17 protein-coding genes are annotated in these 16,983 nt (G+C 62.3%); 9 read left to right on the top strand and 8 right to left on the bottom strand.

Annotated elements, in window-relative coordinates; translation table 11 throughout:
- Positions 1 to 230 precede the first annotated feature (230 nt).
- Both K6M89_RS10920 and K6M89_RS10915 read left to right on the top strand, forming a co-directional pair.
- Positions 231 to 1,616, top strand: coding sequence for a GH1 family beta-glucosidase (locus tag K6M89_RS10920; protein ID WP_222139432.1), 1,386 nt, complete (start codon positions 231 to 233; stop codon positions 1,614 to 1,616).
- A 138-nt stretch (positions 1,617 to 1,754) separates the two neighbouring features.
- Entirely contained in the window at positions 1,755 to 3,968 is a 2,214-nt protein-coding gene (locus K6M89_RS10915; RefSeq protein ID WP_097580443.1) for a bifunctional diguanylate cyclase/phosphodiesterase, read from the top strand.
- Between the two features lie 42 nt (positions 3,969 to 4,010).
- On the opposite strand, the gene trhO is transcribed toward K6M89_RS10915, so the two are convergent.
- The 4 genes from trhO to K6M89_RS10895 all read right to left on the bottom strand — a co-directional run bounded on the left by trhO (position 4,011) and on the right by K6M89_RS10895 (position 6,985).
- Positions 4,011 to 4,940: an oxygen-dependent tRNA uridine(34) hydroxylase TrhO gene (gene trhO, locus K6M89_RS10910; RefSeq protein ID WP_222139431.1), complete on the bottom strand. Its 930-nt coding sequence runs from the start codon at positions 4,938 to 4,940 to the stop codon at positions 4,011 to 4,013.
- Positions 4,941 to 5,010: 70 nt separating this feature from the next.
- A complete protein-coding gene (locus K6M89_RS10905) occupies positions 5,011 to 5,487 on the bottom strand; it encodes a VOC family protein (protein WP_222139430.1) in 477 nt (158 codons plus the stop codon).
- Between the two features lie 123 nt (positions 5,488 to 5,610).
- Positions 5,611 to 6,519, bottom strand: coding sequence for a CHAD domain-containing protein (locus tag K6M89_RS10900; protein ID WP_222139484.1), 909 nt, complete (start codon positions 6,517 to 6,519; stop codon positions 5,611 to 5,613).
- Positions 6,497 to 6,985 (bottom strand): CYTH domain-containing protein, encoded by a 489-nt coding sequence (locus K6M89_RS10895; protein ID WP_222139429.1) that lies wholly within the window; start codon positions 6,983 to 6,985, stop codon positions 6,497 to 6,499. Before K6M89_RS10895 ends, K6M89_RS10900 begins: the two co-directional genes overlap by 23 nt.
- 154 nt (positions 6,986 to 7,139) lie before the next feature.
- Between K6M89_RS10895 and K6M89_RS10890 the strand changes: the two genes are divergently transcribed.
- From K6M89_RS10890 to K6M89_RS10875, 4 genes are all read left to right on the top strand, one after another.
- Positions 7,140 to 7,778, top strand: a complete 639-nt coding sequence (locus K6M89_RS10890; protein WP_222139428.1) for a 2-dehydro-3-deoxy-phosphogluconate aldolase — start codon at positions 7,140 to 7,142, stop codon at positions 7,776 to 7,778.
- A gap of 274 nt (positions 7,779 to 8,052) precedes the next feature.
- Positions 8,053 to 8,772, top strand: a complete 720-nt coding sequence (locus tag K6M89_RS10885; protein WP_039622297.1) for a tellurite resistance TerB family protein — start codon at positions 8,053 to 8,055, stop codon at positions 8,770 to 8,772.
- Positions 8,773 to 8,836: 64 nt separating this feature from the next.
- On the top strand, positions 8,837 to 9,532 hold the full coding sequence (locus K6M89_RS10880) for a GNAT family N-acetyltransferase (protein WP_097580437.1): 696 nt from the start codon (positions 8,837 to 8,839) through the stop codon (positions 9,530 to 9,532).
- On the top strand, positions 9,529 to 9,735 hold the full coding sequence (locus K6M89_RS10875; RefSeq protein WP_097580436.1) for a hypothetical protein: 207 nt from the start codon (positions 9,529 to 9,531) through the stop codon (positions 9,733 to 9,735). Before K6M89_RS10880 ends, K6M89_RS10875 begins: the two co-directional genes overlap by 4 nt.
- A gap of 2 nt (positions 9,736 to 9,737) precedes the next feature.
- Here the strand turns inward: K6M89_RS10875 and K6M89_RS10870 are convergent, their stop codons facing one another.
- The 3 genes from K6M89_RS10870 to K6M89_RS10860 form a co-directional block, all read right to left on the bottom strand.
- Positions 9,738 to 10,811: a nickel/cobalt transporter gene (locus K6M89_RS10870; RefSeq protein ID WP_222139427.1), complete on the bottom strand. Its 1,074-nt coding sequence runs from the start codon at positions 10,809 to 10,811 to the stop codon at positions 9,738 to 9,740.
- A complete protein-coding gene (locus K6M89_RS10865; protein ID WP_222139426.1) occupies positions 10,805 to 11,446 on the bottom strand; it encodes a DUF1007 family protein in 642 nt (213 codons plus the stop codon). The genes K6M89_RS10870 and K6M89_RS10865 overlap by 7 nt, the downstream gene beginning before the upstream one ends.
- A gap of 127 nt (positions 11,447 to 11,573) precedes the next feature.
- On the bottom strand, positions 11,574 to 12,467 hold the full coding sequence (locus K6M89_RS10860; RefSeq protein WP_097603895.1) for a LysR family transcriptional regulator: 894 nt from the start codon (positions 12,465 to 12,467) through the stop codon (positions 11,574 to 11,576).
- A 530-nt stretch (positions 12,468 to 12,997) separates the two neighbouring features.
- On the opposite strand from K6M89_RS10860, the gene odc2 reads away from it, so the two are divergent.
- From odc2 to K6M89_RS10845, 3 genes are all read left to right on the top strand, one after another.
- Positions 12,998 to 14,131 carry an ornithine/lysine decarboxylase gene (gene odc2 / locus K6M89_RS10855; protein WP_038691369.1) on the top strand — a complete coding sequence of 378 codons (1,134 nt, stop codon included), beginning with the start codon at positions 12,998 to 13,000 and terminating at the stop codon, positions 14,129 to 14,131.
- Positions 14,132 to 14,225: 94 nt separating this feature from the next.
- Positions 14,226 to 14,816 (top strand): GNAT family N-acetyltransferase, encoded by a 591-nt coding sequence (locus K6M89_RS10850; protein WP_222139425.1) that lies wholly within the window; start codon positions 14,226 to 14,228, stop codon positions 14,814 to 14,816.
- Positions 14,817 to 15,039: 223 nt separating this feature from the next.
- On the top strand, positions 15,040 to 16,068 hold the full coding sequence (locus K6M89_RS10845) for a serine hydrolase domain-containing protein (protein ID WP_097580431.1): 1,029 nt from the start codon (positions 15,040 to 15,042) through the stop codon (positions 16,066 to 16,068).
- Positions 16,069 to 16,141: 73 nt separating this feature from the next.
- Here the strand turns inward: K6M89_RS10845 and cysE are convergent, their stop codons facing one another.
- The gene (gene cysE, locus K6M89_RS10840; RefSeq protein WP_222139483.1) at positions 16,142 to 16,960 is read right to left on the bottom strand and encodes a serine O-acetyltransferase; all 819 of its coding nucleotides are present in this window, start codon (positions 16,958 to 16,960) and stop codon (positions 16,142 to 16,144) included.
- Positions 16,961 to 16,983: the final 23 nt, after the last annotated feature.

Below are 16,983 nucleotides of genomic sequence, written 5' to 3'. Positions count from 1 at the left end.
GTAGTGATCACGGGCTCGGCAGCAAGTCACGCCTGCTGACATTCGCGTTATGAGGTCGGTCGCGGCGGGAACGCGAATGTCCGAAGCGGTAATATGATGCCGGACATGGCTGTTCCGTCCTTCCTACTGCAACGTTGCAGTTTTTCTTGACCGAGACCTGTACTTTGTTTTTCGGCTTGGCTAAATCCGGCCCAACGGCCAGTCAACATGCTGAGAGACGGGGATTAGAGATGATCGATGCGAAGACGCTTGCAGACCGCTTTCCCGGCGATTTCACCTTTGGCGTCGCCACCGCCGCCTTCCAGATCGAGGGTGCGAGCAAGGCCGACGGCCGCAAGCCGTCCATCTGGGACGCTTTCTGCAACATGCCCGGGCGCGTCCACAATCGCGATAATGGCGACGTTGCCTGCGATCACTATAACCGGCTGGACCAGGATCTCGATCTCATCAAGGAAATGGGCGTCGAGGCCTATCGCTTCTCGATCGCCTGGCCGCGCATCATCCCTGACGGCACGGGTCCGGTGAACGAGGCCGGCCTCGATTTCTACGACCGGCTCGTCGACGGCTGCAAGGCGCGCGGGATCAAGACCTTCGCGACCCTCTACCATTGGGACTTGCCGCTGCTGCTTGCCGGTGACGGCGGCTGGACGGCACGCTCAACTGCTTATGCCTATCAGCGCTATGCCAAGACGGTGATGAGCCGCCTTGGCGATCGTCTCGACGCCGTCGCGACCTTCAACGAACCCTGGTGCATCGTCTGGCTCAGCCACCTCTACGGCATCCATGCCCCGGGTGAGCGCAACATGCAGGCCGCCCTTCACGCCATGCACACCATGAACCTCGCCCACGGCCTCGGTGTCGAGGCGATCCGCTCGGAGGCTCCCAATGTGCCCGTCGGACTTGTGCTGAACGCTGTCTCGATCATCCCGGGCTCCGACAGGCCGGCGGATCTCGCTGCCGCCGAGCGCGCGCATGAGTTCCACAACGGCGCCTTCTTCGATCCGGTCTTCAAGGGCGAATATCCAACGGCATTCGTCGAGGCGCTCGGTGATCGCATGCCCGTCGTCGAGGACGGCGACCTGAAGCTCATCAGCCAGACGCTCGATTGGTGGGGGCTGAATTACTATACGCCCGAGCGCGTCGCCGATGATGCCGACCGCAAGGGCGATTTTCCCTGGACCGTGAAAGCGCCGCCGGCAAGCGACGTCAAGACCGATATCGGCTGGGAAATCTATGCGCCGGGCCTGAAGCGCCTGATCGAGGACCTTTACCGCCGCTACGAGCTGCCGGAATGCTACATCACGGAGAACGGTGCCTGCGACAACACCGATATCGCCGATGGCGAGGTCGACGACACGATGCGCCTCGACTATCTCGGCGACCATCTCGACGTTATGGCCGATCTCATCAAGGACGGCTATCCCATGCGCGGCTACTTCGCCTGGAGCCTGATGGACAATTTCGAATGGGCGGAAGGCTACCGCATGCGCTTCGGGCTCGTCCATGTCGATTACGAGACGCAGCTGCGCACAGTGAAGAAGAGCGGCAAATGGTATCGCGACCTCGCGGGCCAATTTCCGAAAGGAAACCATAAGCCGGGTCAGCGGTCTGTCTAAGCGCAAATTCTACCGGCGGCCCCCGGCCCCTTCGGACCGGCGGCGGGCAAAAAAATAGACCGACCAAATCCGCAACAGGCGGTTGCTTAAACGTTTCTGAACCGTTGGCTGGCAAAGTCCGATGGCTAGGGAGCGGTAATGCAGATACTCGGAAAGTTGCAGGGCAAGGGATCGGGAATAGGCCGTCACATCACCGTCACGGCTGTCCTGTTCTCCTTTGCTGTCATCGTCGCGGTTGCCACCATCATGGTGCTGACGGCAATCGAACGCGTGGCTGAAAATGCCAATGTCCTTGATGACGCGCGCTCGCGTGAAACGACGATCGGCGCGTTGCAGACCTTCGAGGATCAGCTCGGTGCGACGCTGGACGATTATGCCGCCTGGGACGATGCCGCCGCCAACGTTTACGCAGCCGATGGAATGGCGTGGACGGTCAGCAACTACGGCGAGATGTCGGTCAATAGCTCACTTTTCGATATGGCGATCGTCATCGATGATGCGAAGAAGTCGATCATAGCCTATCGCGATGGCAAGCCGATGGAGGAGCCGCTCGCAGATTTCTTCGCGCCTTCTTTCTGGAAGCTGCTCGACACGGTGAAGGCGGCCGGCCCGGCCGATAAGCCTCAGGCCGTCGGTTTCGTTCGCACCAAACGGGGGATTGCCGCAGCCGGCGTGGCGCTGGTGCGGCAAAAATCCGGGGCGCTCGATGTGCCTGCCGGTCAACATCGCTATCTTATTTTCGCCCGGCATCTCGATGACGACAGGGTGAGCGCGCTCGGTCAGACCTATGTCATCGGTGGCCTGCGGCTGGCGCCGCCGACCTTCGAAGCCGAGTATCTCGTGCCTATCGTCGACCCGATGGGGGCAACGCTAGGCAAGCTCGTCTGGACCTCGCGCGCACCGGGGAATATCGCCTATGCGCAGGTGCGGCCGATGGTTATCGAGGCTCTCGGTCTGGTCGGCTTGTTTTTCGTGGTGCTGCTGGCCATCGGCTGGCTCGCCGGCCGCCGCCTAAAGGCGGAGGAAAACAGGGCCCGCGAGGAGGCGCTGCGCGACAGGCTGAGCGGGCTGTCCAATCGCGAGGGTCTCGGGCTGGCCGTCGACCGCTTTGTCGTCGAAGCCCGCCAGAGCAAGCGCAATGTGCTGCTCCTCTATCTCGACCTCGACGGTTTCAAGGAAGTCAATGACAGCTATGGACACGGCACCGGCGACCAGTTGATCCGCGCGGTCGCGGCCGGGCTCAAGGTGTTGATCCCACAAGGCGCGGTTCTCGCCCGCATCGGCGGCGATGAATTTGCGATCGCCTTTCTCTCCGACGGCGAGAATGCCGCCGCGCTGCAGCTTTCCGAGCAGATCCTCGATTTTCTGGTCGATCCGCTGGAGATCGGTCGCCGCGTCGTCGTCGTCGGCGCCAGCATCGGCATCGCCATGTCGCCTGCCGGCGCAATTGACCGCGAAGAACTGGTGCGCCGCTCCGACCTTGCGATGTACAAGGCGAAGGAGGCCGGTCGCGCGCGCATGACGCTCTACGATCCGTCGATGGATGCGGACCGGGAGCAGCGCAATGCGCTGGAGCTCGATCTCAGAATTGCCATCGAAAGCGGCGACCTGACGCTCGCCTATCAGCCATTGGTCGATGCAACCACGCATGCGCTCAGCGGCGTCGAGGCGCTGGTGCGCTGGAACCGCCCGGGTCACGGCCCTGTTTCGCCCGAGATATTCATTCCGATCGCCGAGACCAGCGGTCTCATCGAATCGCTCGGCCTGTTTGTGCTGCGCAAAGCCTGCGAGACGGCCAAGCAATGGCCGGAACTCAATGTCTCGGTCAACGTCTCACCCGGACAGTTCCGTAATCCCGCCTTCACCGACTATGTGCGCTACGTGTTGAAACAGACGGAGATCGAGGCCAGCCGCATCACGCTGGAGATCACCGAAGGTTACATGATCCAGAACCCGCAGCGGACCCGCCAGTCGATCGAACGGTTGAAGGGGCTGGGGGTCAAAGTGGCGCTCGACGACTTCGGTTCCGGCTTCTCCTCGATCGGTTATCTCAGGCAGTTCGGCTTCGACCGCATCAAGATCGACCGCTCGCTGGTCATGGGCGTCAACGAGGACAAACGCCAGCGCGAAATGCTGCAGGCAACGGTGGCGCTTGCCCGCTCGCTCGATATTCCGGTGACGGCCGAAGGCATCGAGACCGAGGGGCAGGCAGTCGCCATGCGCCTGTTCGGCTGCGACTGTCTGCAAGGGTATTTGTTCGGAAAGCCGATGGTGGCCGAGCGAATTACCGACATGCTCAACGAGCTGCGCGCTGCCGAGCCGTCGGCCCAGCGCCGTCTCGGCGCGGCCTGACGACGACATTCTCGGACAGCAAGCCTGTGCGACAGGAACAGGTCAGCTGCCGATATGCCGCTGGCCGCGTTTTCTTGCCAGCGCGATCTGATGCTGCCGCTGACGGTAGCGCAGCCGGTCTTCCTCTGTGCGCGTGTGATAGCAGTGGCTGCAGGAAACGCCTTCCTCGTAGAGCGGCGAGGTGATTTCCTCGGCGGTGATCGGGTTGCGGCAGGCGTGGCACAGCCGGTGCTCACCTTCCTTCAGGCCGTGTTCGACGGACACACGCTCATCGAAGACGAAGCAGGCGCCATCCCAGAGGCTTTCCTCCGGCGGCACGTCCTCCAGATATTTCAGGATGCCGCCCTTCAGATGATAGACCTCGTCGAAGCCCTCAGCCTTCATGAAGGCCGTGGCCTTCTCGCAGCGTATGCCGCCGGTGCAGTACATGGCAATCTTCGGCTTGTTGTGCAGGCCGGAATTCTGACGCACCCAATCCGGAAATTCGCGGAACGTCTTCGTCTTCGGGTCGATCGCGCCGCGAAAGGTGCCGATTGCCGTTTCATAGTCGTTGCGGGTGTCGATGACGATCGTATCGGGATCGGAAATCAGCGCGTTCCAGTCCTGAGGCGCCACGTAGGTGCCGACCACCTTGTTGGGGTCGATGTCTTCGACGCCCATGGTGACGATTTCCTTTTTCAGCTTCACCTTCAGGCGCAGGAAAGGCATCTTCGAAGCGCGGCTTTCCTTGTGCTCCAGGCCCGAAAATTCCGGCTGGGCACGCAGGAAAGCGAGCACGGCGCCAATGCCGGCATCCGGTCCCGCGATCGTCCCGTTGATGCCCTCATGCGCCAGAAGCAGCGTTCCCTTGACGCCGTTCTCTTCGCAAAGCGCCTGCAGCGGCGCTTGCAGGCTGGCAAAGCACGGTACGGAAACGAAATGGTAGAGCGCCGCTACGAGGAACGGGCCGGTGTGTGTCAGGCTGTCGGTCATGCGCGGGAAATACAGAAAATCGGCGGCTCGCGCAATTGCCTTCGCCGGTAGCGGCTTTGACGGTGACCGATTATGTTTTCGCCTTCCATTCCGAAAACGGCCGCACGCCGAAGCTTCGATCGGGAGTGTCGTCGAAAATGCTGATGAACTCGATCGAGTGTCCATCCGGATCCTTGAAATAAATCGACAGGGCCGGCATCCAGCCGAGAACCACCGGCTCCGCCGCCGGTTCGCCGGTAAAGCCGAGAGGTTCGACACCCTTTGCCTTGAGAGCGGCGGGCGCCTGAAGCACGCCTTCGACAGTCATGCGGAAGGCAATATGCAGCCGCATCCTCAGGGGTCCGGTTCCGGTTTCCCAAAGGCCGAGCATGCCAGTCTTCCTGTCGTCCACCAAGAGGAAAGCGACTTTGCGCTCCTCGAATGACGCCGCCGGTTCGAGTCCGACGACATCCCGGTAGAAATCCGTGGAGGTCTTGAGGTCGGCAACGGTCAGATGGGTCTCGTAGAGCCCGAGCAGCTTTGGCAAAGCAGCGTTTACGGCAAGCATTTTTTCCTCGCGGTCAGGTCTGCTTGGTCGATTGCCGGAGGGTAGGACCTCAAGCCTGGTTGAGGTCAATGGGCTTTCGACATTTCAAAGGCGCTGGCGCAATCGAAATAATGACGCCGCCGCTCAATTTGCGGCCGTCAGCCAGAGCAGTTCGATGCGCTGCGCTTCGTCATCAGGATCATCGGCGAAAACGGCTTCGGCTTTGACAAGCGCCTGCCGCCGGTCTTCCTGCTGGCGGAAGATGATGGCGTCGAGCAGATGCGCCAGATCGTCATTGCGGGTGAAGAGTTGCGGCTCGGCTTCCACCAGTTCGCAGAGCACTGCCAGGTCGTGAATATGGCCGAGATCCTCGACGAGCTCCTTGGCTGCATCGCGCTTGGCCTTCATCGCGCCCGGCCAGATGTCGCGCAACAGGGCGTGATAGAGCCGATAATCGTAGGTGCGTTTGCGCAGAACATGGAAGTCGTCGGCCGACGCCTCGCCGTGGCAGGCGGTAAGCGCGGTCCCGGCCTTTCGCGCGGTGCGGCGCCAGCTCTTCGCCAGCATGCGGGCATTCCTGCGATGACCGCTATCAAATGAGACTGTATCGAGTGCGACGATCGCTTTTTTCAGAACGTCCGAGGTTTCCGCGAGCCGCTGCTGCAGGCCGCTTTCGGCCTCCGCCATCCAGTCACGGCGCCCTTCGAGAACGGTGACGATCCGTCCGAGCGCTTCGCCCTCTTCATTTCCGCGGGCTGAATGCTGCAGATATTGCGCCGTGCCGATGAAGGCGGCGGCGTCGCGGATTGCCGACAGCGAGCGTGCAGCATCGCGCAGCCTTGCATTTTCGCGGTCCTGAAAATCCGGCACGTCGCGCGCGACGAGCCGGTAGAGCGAGCGCAACCGCTTGAGGTTCTTGCGGAAAGAGTGGATCGCCTCATGCGCGCCGTCCGGCCGCTCCTCAAGGACCACGATAGCGCTTTGTAGCTGCTCGGTCGCGACGTCGCGGAACGCCTCGGTGAAATCGGCGTCAGGCCGAATGCGATAGGCCATGCCTGTCATGCCCGTATTCTGTGGCGAGGGCCTGGTTGGAATAGCGGAAATCGCCAGTCACTTCGCGGCCAAGCCAGCTGGGCAGCGCCGGGTCGTCGGTTTCCGCCGTCATTTCCACTTCGGCGATCACCAGCCCGCGATGCGCGCCCGCAAAGACGTCGACCTCCCAGACGAAACCCTGATACGGAACGCGGTAACGCGTTTTTTCGATGACGATGCCGATCGCGTTCTGCAGCAGCTCTTCGGCATCGGCAATCGGGATGTCAAATTCGAATTCGTCGCGGGTGATGGCGCTGCGGCCAATCTTGATCGTCAGCTTCGCCTTCCGGCCGTCGAAGATGCGCACCCGGACGGAGCGGTCGTCCATTGAGGCGATGTAACCCTGCTTGAGCACAGATTTCGTCTCGACGGCGGATCGCCATCCATCGCTGCGTACCAGGAACTTCCGCTCGATCTCTTTCGCCATGCCAGTGAACCTTTTGTGACGATCGCCGCACGGTAGACCAATTTCCCCGCATTTCCTACCCATCTTCTCATGCGACCGGGTTTTATCTCGACAAGGGTCGGCGGGGGCGTTATTCGGGATGCAATTTCAATCGTTTCAAGGAGGTCGCGCGACCATGGGCGAGAAAACAGAGAAACTCCTTTCCATCCTGAAACTCCAGCCGGTCGTCCCGGTCCTGATCGTCGATGATGCCAGGTCGGCGGTGCCGCTGGCCCGCGCGCTCGTCGCAGGCGGCCTGAAGGCAATCGAGATCACCATGCGCACGCCGGCGGCCCTCGAGGCGGTGCGGGCCGTCGCTGCCGAGGTCGAGGGCGCCGAAGTCGGCGCCGGCACAATCCTGAATGCCGCCCATTGGCAGGCCGCCGTCGAGGCCGGTTCGAAGTTCATCGTCAGCCCGGGCACGACGCAGGAGCTGCTCGATGCTGCCGCCGATTCCGATGTGCCGCTGCTTCCGGGCGCTGCGACTGCCAGCGAAGTCATGGCGCTGCGCGAAGAAGGCTATCAGGTGCTGAAGTTCTTCCCTGCCGAGCAGGCCGGCGGCGCCGCCTTCCTCAAGGCGCTTTCCTCACCCCTTGCCGGCACGCTGTTTTGCCCGACCGGCGGCATATCGCTGAAGAACGCCAATGATTATCTCTCATTGCCGAACGTCGTCTGCGTCGGCGGCTCCTGGGTGGCGCCGAAAGAACTGGTCGCCGCCGGCGACTGGGCTGGCATTACCAAGCTCGCGGCAGAAGCGGCGGCGCTGAAGGCCTGAGGCCGTATTTTCTTGGGTTGGGTGTGAACCCCCTTCTGTCCTGCCGGACATCTCCCCCACAAGGGGTGAGATCGGCAGGAGGTTAGCCTTTCCGCCCCATCGTGGCTGTCAGTTGTTTGGGGAAGCCCTCACGCCCAGCCAATCTCCCTCCTTGTGGGGGAGATGCCCGGCAGGGCCGAGGGGGTGCGCCTCTCGGCGGCGAGCCCTCACATTTGTATTTCAACCGTCGCAAACCTATGTACTCCTCCAGCTTCAAACAGGGAGATGACGAGGAATGTTCGACGCAAAGAAGCTTCTCGACCAGTTCTTGGGTTCGCAGGTGCCGGGTCTCGGCGGTTCGGTCCGCGACAGGGCCGGCGATGCCGTCCAGACGGCAAAGAACAATCCGATGAAGACCGGTGCGATCGCCGCCGCGCTTCTAGGCACCAAGACCGGCCGCAGTATTGCCGGCAATGCCCTGGCGATCGGCGGTCTTGCCGCCATTGCCGGCCTTGGTTACCAGGCCTACAAGAATTATCAGGCGGGGCAGGCGCCCGCAGCCCCCTCGGATGCACCCTCGGCAAACAATCCGGTTCTTCTGCCGCCGCCTGTCGAATCCGGTTTCGGGCCGGCGTCTCCTGCCGGCAGCAATGAATTCGTACTGGTGCTGATCCGCGCGATGATCGCCGCCGCCAAGGCCGACGGTCATATCGACGATGCCGAACGCGCCCTCATCATGGACAAGGTCAAGGCCGCCGATGTCAGCGGCGAGGCTGCGGCCTTCATCGAGCATGAACTCGCTTCGCCGACGGATATCGACGCGCTCGTCGCCGCCGCCGTCACGGAAGAACAGCGCGTCGAGCTCTACACCGCCTCGCGGCTGACCATCGAGCCGGATTCGCGCGCCGAACGCGGCTACCTCGATCTGCTTGCCGGCCGGCTCGGCCTTGCCGACCAGCTGGTCGACCACATCGAGGCGACAGTGTCGTCCGCCAAGACGACATTGTCACAGTGACATCCAGGCCGGTTGCCTTTATCGGGCGGCTGGCCTATCCCCTCTGCCGAAAAGGGGAGTGAACATGCGCGATCTTGCAAATTTCAAGGGCTGCCCGGCGCCGAAGCCGGTCACGCTGAAAGGCCGTTTCGTTACTGTCGAGCCCTATCGGCGCGCGGAACATCTCGAGGCGTTGTGGGACGGGCTCGGTGGCATGGGCATCAACCCGCTGCTGCTCTATTTCGCGCAGGACGATTTCTCCGGTATCGAAGATTTTGCCAACTGGCTGGAGGTCGTCCACACCAAGTCCGGCTGGCTCACCCATATCTTCCGCGACAACGCCAGCGGCAAGATTGTCGGCATGGCGAACTATATGCGCGCCGACCCGGCAAATGGCGTCGTCGAGATCGGCGGCGTGGCGCATGGGTCCGATATGAGCCGTTCGCCGCTTTCCACCGAGGCGCACTACCTGATGGCCAAACACGTCTTCGAAGATCTCGGCTACCGCCGCTACGAATGGAAATGCGACAATAACAACGAAGCGAGCAAGACGACGGCGGTGCGGTACGGCTTCAGCTTCGAAGGGGTGTTCCGTCAGCACATGATCTCCAAGCATCGCAACCGCGACACCGCCTGGTTCTCGATGATTGATGCCGAATGGCCGCTGATCAACGATGCTTTCGAGGCCTGGCTTTCGCCCGATAATTTCGACGCCGCCGGCAAACAGATCCGACGCCTGCAGGATATTCGTGCCGATCTTGAGAAGGAAAGGCTCGCGTGAATCAGGAGAGCCGCTCGCAGGCGACCGCCGCCGCTATCATCCTGCTCGGCGCCGGCCTCGTCATCTATTTTCTGCCGACCATCGTTTTATGGATCGGCAATTTCTCGCCGGTGCTGGGAATTGCCGTCGGAGTCTGCCTGATTATGGCGTTTTTCGCGGTTTTCTGGCTCAGGGCGCGTTACCAGCGCGGCCGAGAAAAATAAGGTCAACCCTGCAGGGAGGCGCCGAGCAGCAAGACGCCCATCAGGATGACGAGAAGGGCGCCGAGGATTTCGATGGCGTTGCCGATCCAGACCGAGGCGGCCGAGCCGCGTCCGGAGAGGCGGATGGCAGCACCCTTGGCGGTGACGGCGAGGGTGGCAAGCAGCGATACGGTAATTGCGGTGCCGAGCGACATGGCGGCGACCGACAGCATGCCGCCGAGATAGAGACCGTTCAGCAGCGAAAAGGTCATGACCAGAAGCGCACCGGAGCACGGGCGGAGGCCGACGGCCACGATCGCCGACCAGGCTTCGCGGACGCTGAACCTGTCGCCGGCGAGCAGGGCCGGATCCGGCACATGTGCATTGCCGCAGGTCTCGCAGACCATGCCCGGAACGAAGGTGTGGCCGGCGTCCACGGCCTGCGCCTTGCCATTGAAGGCATAGGCCTGGCGTTCGGCGGCGTTGTCCTTCCAATCGAGCATCATGCTGACCGGACCGGCGGACGTGGCCATCAGCCGGCGGCGCGGCAAATTGCCCGCCATCGAGCGCAGTTTGCGAAACAGCAGCCAGCCGCCGAAGAGGATGACCATGACGAAGCTGGCGATTTCCATCGCATGGGTCGCGGCCGTCAGCGTGATGCCGGTGCCGCGCAGCACCAGCCAGGTGCCGCCGACCAGGGCGACGGCGACGACCCCCTGGATGAAGGCCGAAATGAAGGAAATCACCACGCCACGCTTCAGCTCGACCTCGTTGGCGATCATGTAGGAGGAGATGACCGCCTTGCCGTGGCCGGGGCCGGCGGCATGGAAGACGCCGTAGGCGAAGGAAAGACCGATCAGCGATGTCAGCTGCCACGGATCCTCGCGCATGCCCTTCAAGGCATCCGTCAGCGCCCGGTAGAAGGCCTGCTGTTCATAGTTCACATAGAGCAAAAGCGGTGCGAACGGCCCGCCGGTCGGTTGAAAACTCGGTTCGGCCGTGCCGATGCCGAGCGGCGATTGCGCATGGGCAAGGCTTGCCGCTGTCACGAGCGCAAGCAGTGCTGCGGAAAGGATGAGGGGGCGTTTCATCAACATGTGATATCCAGCCGGGTGGCGAAGAGCTTAGACATGTTGGTGCCGGTCGGATCGTTGAAGAAGGCGTCCGTCAGCGACTGCTTGTTTTGCGTGATTACCTCGTCGGCATCCGGTCTCACCACCTGGTGTTTGCAGGCCTTGAAGCTGTCGCCGACCGTGGAGAGTTCGTTGTCTGTCGGAAAGTCGATCGACGTATAGAGCGTCGGGTCGTAGACGCCGAAAGTGAGCCTGCCCTTGAGCGGCATCTTCTCCGCCGGCTTGACCGCGAAGAACATCAGGAGCTGGCCGTTCTTATAATCGACATGGATGATGTCAGGCTGCTGGACGGTGACGTTCTTCCCGTTGACCGTCAGGTTCATGTAGTAGTCGTAATCGGCAAGCGATTGCTTCACCGTTTTCCCGACCTGCGCGAGTTCGTTCGGCTCCAGCTTCAAATCGGTGTTCTTGTCGAAATCCATGACGACCGAGGAGGAGAAGACCTCGTCGAAGCGCCAGACATTGCGCAGTTCCTCGATGCTGCCGTCGGCGCCGGCGACGACTTCGAGCCGCGCCTCCACGAAGATATGCGGATGCGCAAGGGCGGCGGCCGGCGCCAGCGAAAGAAGCGCGGCTATCAATGGTATGGATTTTTTCATGCGTCCCGCTGCCTTATTCGCTCGACCCGAGTTCTTGCCAGAAATTGGGACGGAATTGGGACCGGCTTGCGGCCGATGCCGTCGTCGACGTCCGATCGCCCAGTCGGGCGGGTCTTTCGGCGCAGTCTCACGGATGCTTCTTGAACCAGTTGTGCAGGTAGTCGACGAAGATCCTCACCTTGGCCGGCAGGTAGCGCCGGTGCGGGTAGACGGCATAGATGCCGCGGTCGGTCGGGATGTAATCGTTAAACAGCGTCAGCAGTTCGCCGCTCTCGATCGGCTTGCGGGCGACGAAATCGGGGATGAGGGCGATGCCGATGCCGGCGAGGGCGGCGCGCAATGTCGCATGCGGACTGTTGACCTCTATCGGCCCGGAGACGGCGACGGTGAAGGTGGTGTTATCAGGATTGTAGAAGCGAATGCTCCCCTGGGTGCGCGAATTGGTATCGACGATAAAGGGGACATTGGAGATGTCGCTCGGATGCTCAAGATCGGGATGACGCTCGATAAAATCCGGGGTGGCGCAGAGATGGACGCGGAAATCGGAGATCTTGCGGGCGATCATGCCGGAATCTTCGAGCTTGGAAATGCGGATCGCCACGTCGAAGCCTTCCTCGATCAGGTCGACGAATCGGTCATCGGCGGCGATCTCCAGCGAAAGGTCCGGGTTCTCGGCGGCAAAATCGATCAGCGACTGGCCGACGTCGGCGTCGACGAAGGTGCGGGGCACGGAGATGCGCAGCCGTCCCTTCAACTGGGCATTGTTTTCGCGCACGAGATCGGCAAGGTTGTCAATCTCCTTCAGAATATCGGAGGCGCTGCGGTAATAGGTGTGGCCGGCTTCGGTCATCGAGAACTGCCGGGTGGTGCGGTTAAGGAGCAGAGCGCCGAGTTCGTCTTCCAGTTCGCGCACATATTTGGAAAGCAGCGCCTTCGAGCGGCCGGTGCGCCGTGCGGCGGCGGAAAAGCCTTCGGCCTCGACGACGTCGATGAAGGCGCGTATGCGGGTCAGAGTGTCCATGGCGCTTCCCCAAGCTGTTTCGAAACATTGAACAAATTGGCCCAACCTGTTCAATTATTTTTTTGACCTCCAAATCAAAAAAACGCTTGATTGTGAAGGCGAATATTCTTATTTCCACCTCAGCCCAAAGTCGCACGTGCCCATGGGTGTCCGCCGAACCCTCGAATTGGTGAGGAAATCGGTAAGGTACCTGGAATTAACCCCTCCAGTCGCTATTCCGGCCAACCGGAAAATGCGAGGACGCCTGAAGCAACGACGGTGCGGGCCTTTTTGTTCTCTCCCTGCTTTCCATCAGCGGGGGTTACTGAAGAGGCACACCATCATTGCCGGAAGTGCGGTTGGGATTCTCCCTCCAATCCATGGCAGACAAAGCCGAACTTACACCGCCTCCGCGGCGTTGGTTCACTATCCGCGCATCGAGCGCTTGCTATGGTTCCGGGGTCTCCACCGGCTGGTTCCAATGCGAGTTCTCGTATGCCCTTTGTCCTCCGGTTCATGCCGGAGCTCTGGAATTGGAAGAGGGAATCGATATGACCACCCAGCGCATCCGCGACTTTCTCGCAACCCGACGTCCCGACGGTCCCTGCCTCGTGGTTGACCTCGATGTCGTTCGCGACAATTTCCACGCCTTCCGTCACGCCATGCCGGACAGCGCCATCTACTACGCCGTCAAGGCCAACCCGGCTCCTGAGGTGCTGAAGCTGCTCGCAGGCCTCGGCTCTAATTTCGATTGCGCATCCGTTGCCGAAATCGAAATGGCGCTCGAAGCCGGCGCGACCGCTGCCCGCATCTCCTTCGGCAACACGATTAAGAAGGAACGCGACGTCGCCCGCGCGCATGCGCTCGGCGTCAGCCTCTTTGCGGTCGACAGCCACGAGGAAGTCGAGAAGATCTCGCGCGCCGCTCCCGGCGCCCGTGTCTTCTGCCGCGTGCTCACCGACGGCGAAGGCGCCGAATGGCCGCTGTCGCGCAAGTTCGGCTGCGTTCCGCAGATGGCCGTCGACGTTCTCGTCTACGCCCATCAGCTCGGCCTGCAGTCCTACGGCGTCTCGTTCCATGTCGGTTCGCAGATGACCAAGGTCGATGCCTGGGATTCGGCACTCGCCGATGCCAAGCGCGTCTTCGTATCGCTTGCCAAGCAGGGCATCCACCTGCAGATGGTCAACATGGGCGGCGGCTTCCCGACCAAGTATCTGCGCGACGTTCCGTCGGCAGAGGCTTACGGCAAGTCGATCTACCAGGCGCTGCGTACGCATTTCGGCAACCAGATCCCGCAGACGATCATCGAGCCGGGCCGCGGCATGGTCGGCAATGCCGGCGTCATCAAGGCGGAAGTCGTTCTGATTTCGAAGAAGTCGGACAATGACGATGCCCGTTGGGTCTTCCTCGACATCGGCAAGTTCGGCGGTCTCGCCGAGACGATGGACGAAGCCATCCGCTATCCGATCCGCACGGAGCACGACGGCGACGAGATGGAGCCCTGCGTCATCGCCGGCCCGACCTGCGATTCGGCCGACGTGCTCTACGAGAAGAACCTCTATCCGCTGCCGATCTCCCTTTCGATCGGCGACGAGGTCCTGATCGAAGGCACCGGCGCCTATACGACGACCTATTCGGCGGTCGCTTTCAACGGTTTCGAGCCGCTGAAGGCCTACGTCATCTAAGGTCGTTTCCGCCGGCCCCGTAACCAGCCGGGGCGGCAACTTCACAATTTTCCTTCATCGCCGCTGATAACGGTATTGGGTACGGGAGGCCAAGATGGCCGCTGTTCTTGATTCTGTCCGCGCATTCTTTGCGCCCACCACGTTCGCCATCGACGCCGAAAATCCCTCGGATGTCGTTGCCCGTGAAAACCTGCTCGACCGCATCATGGGGCCGGATCGCCGCAAGAAGTCGTCGGAGAAGATCCGCCGCAACCGTGTTCCGGCCGAGGGCCTGGCGCTGGTCGCGCGTGATCGCGATGGTCATGTCATCGGCTCGGTGCGGCTCTGGAACATCGAGGCCGGCGTTAATGATGCAGGCACGCCGATCAATGCGCTGCTGCTCGGTCCGCTCGCCGTCGATTCCCGTCACGGCGGCAAGGGCATCGGCGCGGCGCTGATGCGCGCGGCGATTCTCGAGGCGAAGAACCGCGGCCATGGCGCTGTCCTGCTCGTCGGCGACGCCGCCTATTACGAGCGTTTCGGCTTCTTTGCCGAAAAGGCTCGCCATCTTGTCATGCCGGGTCCGTTCGAACGCTCGCGCTTTCTTGCGCTCGAGCTTACGGAAGGCTGGCTTGACGGCGCGGCCGGCATGATCGTCCCGTCCGGACGCATGCTGACCGGCGCGCCGGTGCGCCGCGCCGCCTAACCCATCGGCTGGCCGGGGTCGGATCTCCTTCCTCCGGCCGGCAATATCCGCGCCGCTTGAGCATGCAGGCAGGCGGGCCTGCCGTGGTCGCGGCGCGGATTGTCTTCCCGCCCGGTGGCGTGGGCGAAGCGGGCACCGGCGCGCCGGTGCACTGGCAACACAATCGCGTGAAAAAAGCAGTCGGCCCGCGACCCTGTCGCGGCAATACCTTATCTTGCCCCGGATGGTCCGCGCTCTCTCGCTGCTGTTTTTCTTTTTTCTGTCGCTTGCCGCAGCGGCGCCGGCTGCCGCCCAGAGCACCGCCCGCGCCGTCACCGGGCTTGGTCCGCGTCTCGATCGGGCGGCCAGCGACCCGGCGATGCGGCCGCTCAAGACGGTGATCGTCGCGCGCGGCGGACGCGTGCTTGCCGAACGCGGCTTCCGCGGACATTCTCCGGCGGAATCGGCCAATATCAAATCCGCCTCGAAAGCGATCGTTTCGGCGCTTGTCGGCATCGCCATCGGCAAAGGCCTGCTTGAGGGACCCGATCAGAACATCGCGCCGATCCTGAAAGCCGATCTGCCTGAAACACCGGATCCGCGTCTCAATGACATCACCATCGGCAATCTTCTCTCCATGCAGACGGGGCTCGATCGCATGTCCGGACCGAATTACGGCCGCTGGGTCTCCTCGCGCAACTGGGTGCGTTTTGCGCTTTCGCAGCCTTTCGTCGATCGGCCCGGCGGCGAAATGCTCTATTCCACCGCCTCCACGCATCTGCTTTCGGCCATTCTCACCAGGGTCGGCCGCCGCTCGACGCTGGCGTTGGCGCGCGATTGGCTCGGCCCGGTCGAGGGTTTTCGCATCGGTGCATGGGAGCAGGATCCGCAGGGCATCTATCTCGGCGGCAATCAGATGGCGATGAGCGCGCGGTCCTTGCTTGCCTTCGGCGAACTCTATCGCAACGGCGGCAAGACCGCCGAAGGCCGTCAGGTCATCCCGGCCGACTGGATCTCCCAATCGTGGCAGCATCGCACCAACTCCCGCTTTTCGGGCGACGAATATGGCTATGGCTGGTTCACACGGCAGATCGCCGGCGAGCAGGTGCATTTCGCCTGGGGTTACGGCGGGCAGATGCTCTATATCGTGCCGTCACTCGATCTGACGGTCGTCATGACCTCGGAAGAGAGCGGTCCGTCCGCCCGAAACGGCTACCGGGATTTGCTGCACGGTCTGTTGGCTGACATCATCGGTGCGGTGCGGGCCGCCTGATTGCGGCGCCCCGGGCATCCTGGAAAATCAGCAAGCCGCGTAACGACCCGGGCGAAGCACATTTTGGAAAGCCCTAGATATTCTGATCCATCGTTTCGGCCGGGATTTCGTCGGCGCGGTGGATGCGCACGACGGTGGCCGGCACGCCGGCGACCGTACAATGTTCGGGAACCGGCTTCAGCACGACGCTGCCGGCGGCGATCTTGCTGAAGGCGCCGATTTCGATATTGCCGAGGATCTTGGCGCCGGCGCCGATCATGACGCCGTGGCGGATCTTCGGGTGGCGGTCGCCGGTTTCCTTGCCGGTGCCGCCGAGCGTGACGCCCTGCAGGATCGATACTTCATCCTCGATCACGGCCGTTTCGCCGATGACGATGCCCGAGCCGTGGTCGAGCATGATGGAAGCGCCGATCCGTGCGGCCGGATGGATATCCGGGCCGAAGACCAGCGAGGCGAGATTGGCGAGCCAGGTGGCGATCTCCGGCCGGCCGGCGTTCCACAGCGCGTGGGCGATGCGGTGCGTCTGCAGCGCATGAAAACCCTTGAGGTTCAGAAGCGCGTGCAGGAACGTCGTGCAGGCCGGGTCGCGCTCGCGCACGGCTGCGAGATCGGCCTCGATTTTCCGCATGATATCGTCGGTGAGGGTGGAGAGGGCAAGATCGAACAGATTGCCTGTTTCCACCTGCGTTACCGAAAGCCGCGCCGCCAGCACCCGGGCGATGATCTCATTGTTGCCGGTGGCATCCGTTACCTCTGTGGCCAGCAGCCGTCGCAAGATCGGCTCGCGCACGGCAAGTTCGGCCGCCTCGGCGCGGATCACCGCCCAGACGGAGGCATTGTCCGGGGACGGTGGCTGTTGTTCGGCCAAACCGAGGCCGGTCGATTTCGGCATTCCCGTTTCCTCTGTCAGCGACA

It is taken from the genome of Rhizobium croatiense, assembly GCF_019793465.1.
In the GTDB taxonomy this organism is placed as follows: Bacteria; Pseudomonadota; Alphaproteobacteria; order Rhizobiales; family Rhizobiaceae; genus Rhizobium; species Rhizobium croatiense.
The sequence above is the reverse complement of the archived record's forward strand: the minus strand, read 5'-3'. Positions and strand labels throughout refer to the sequence as shown.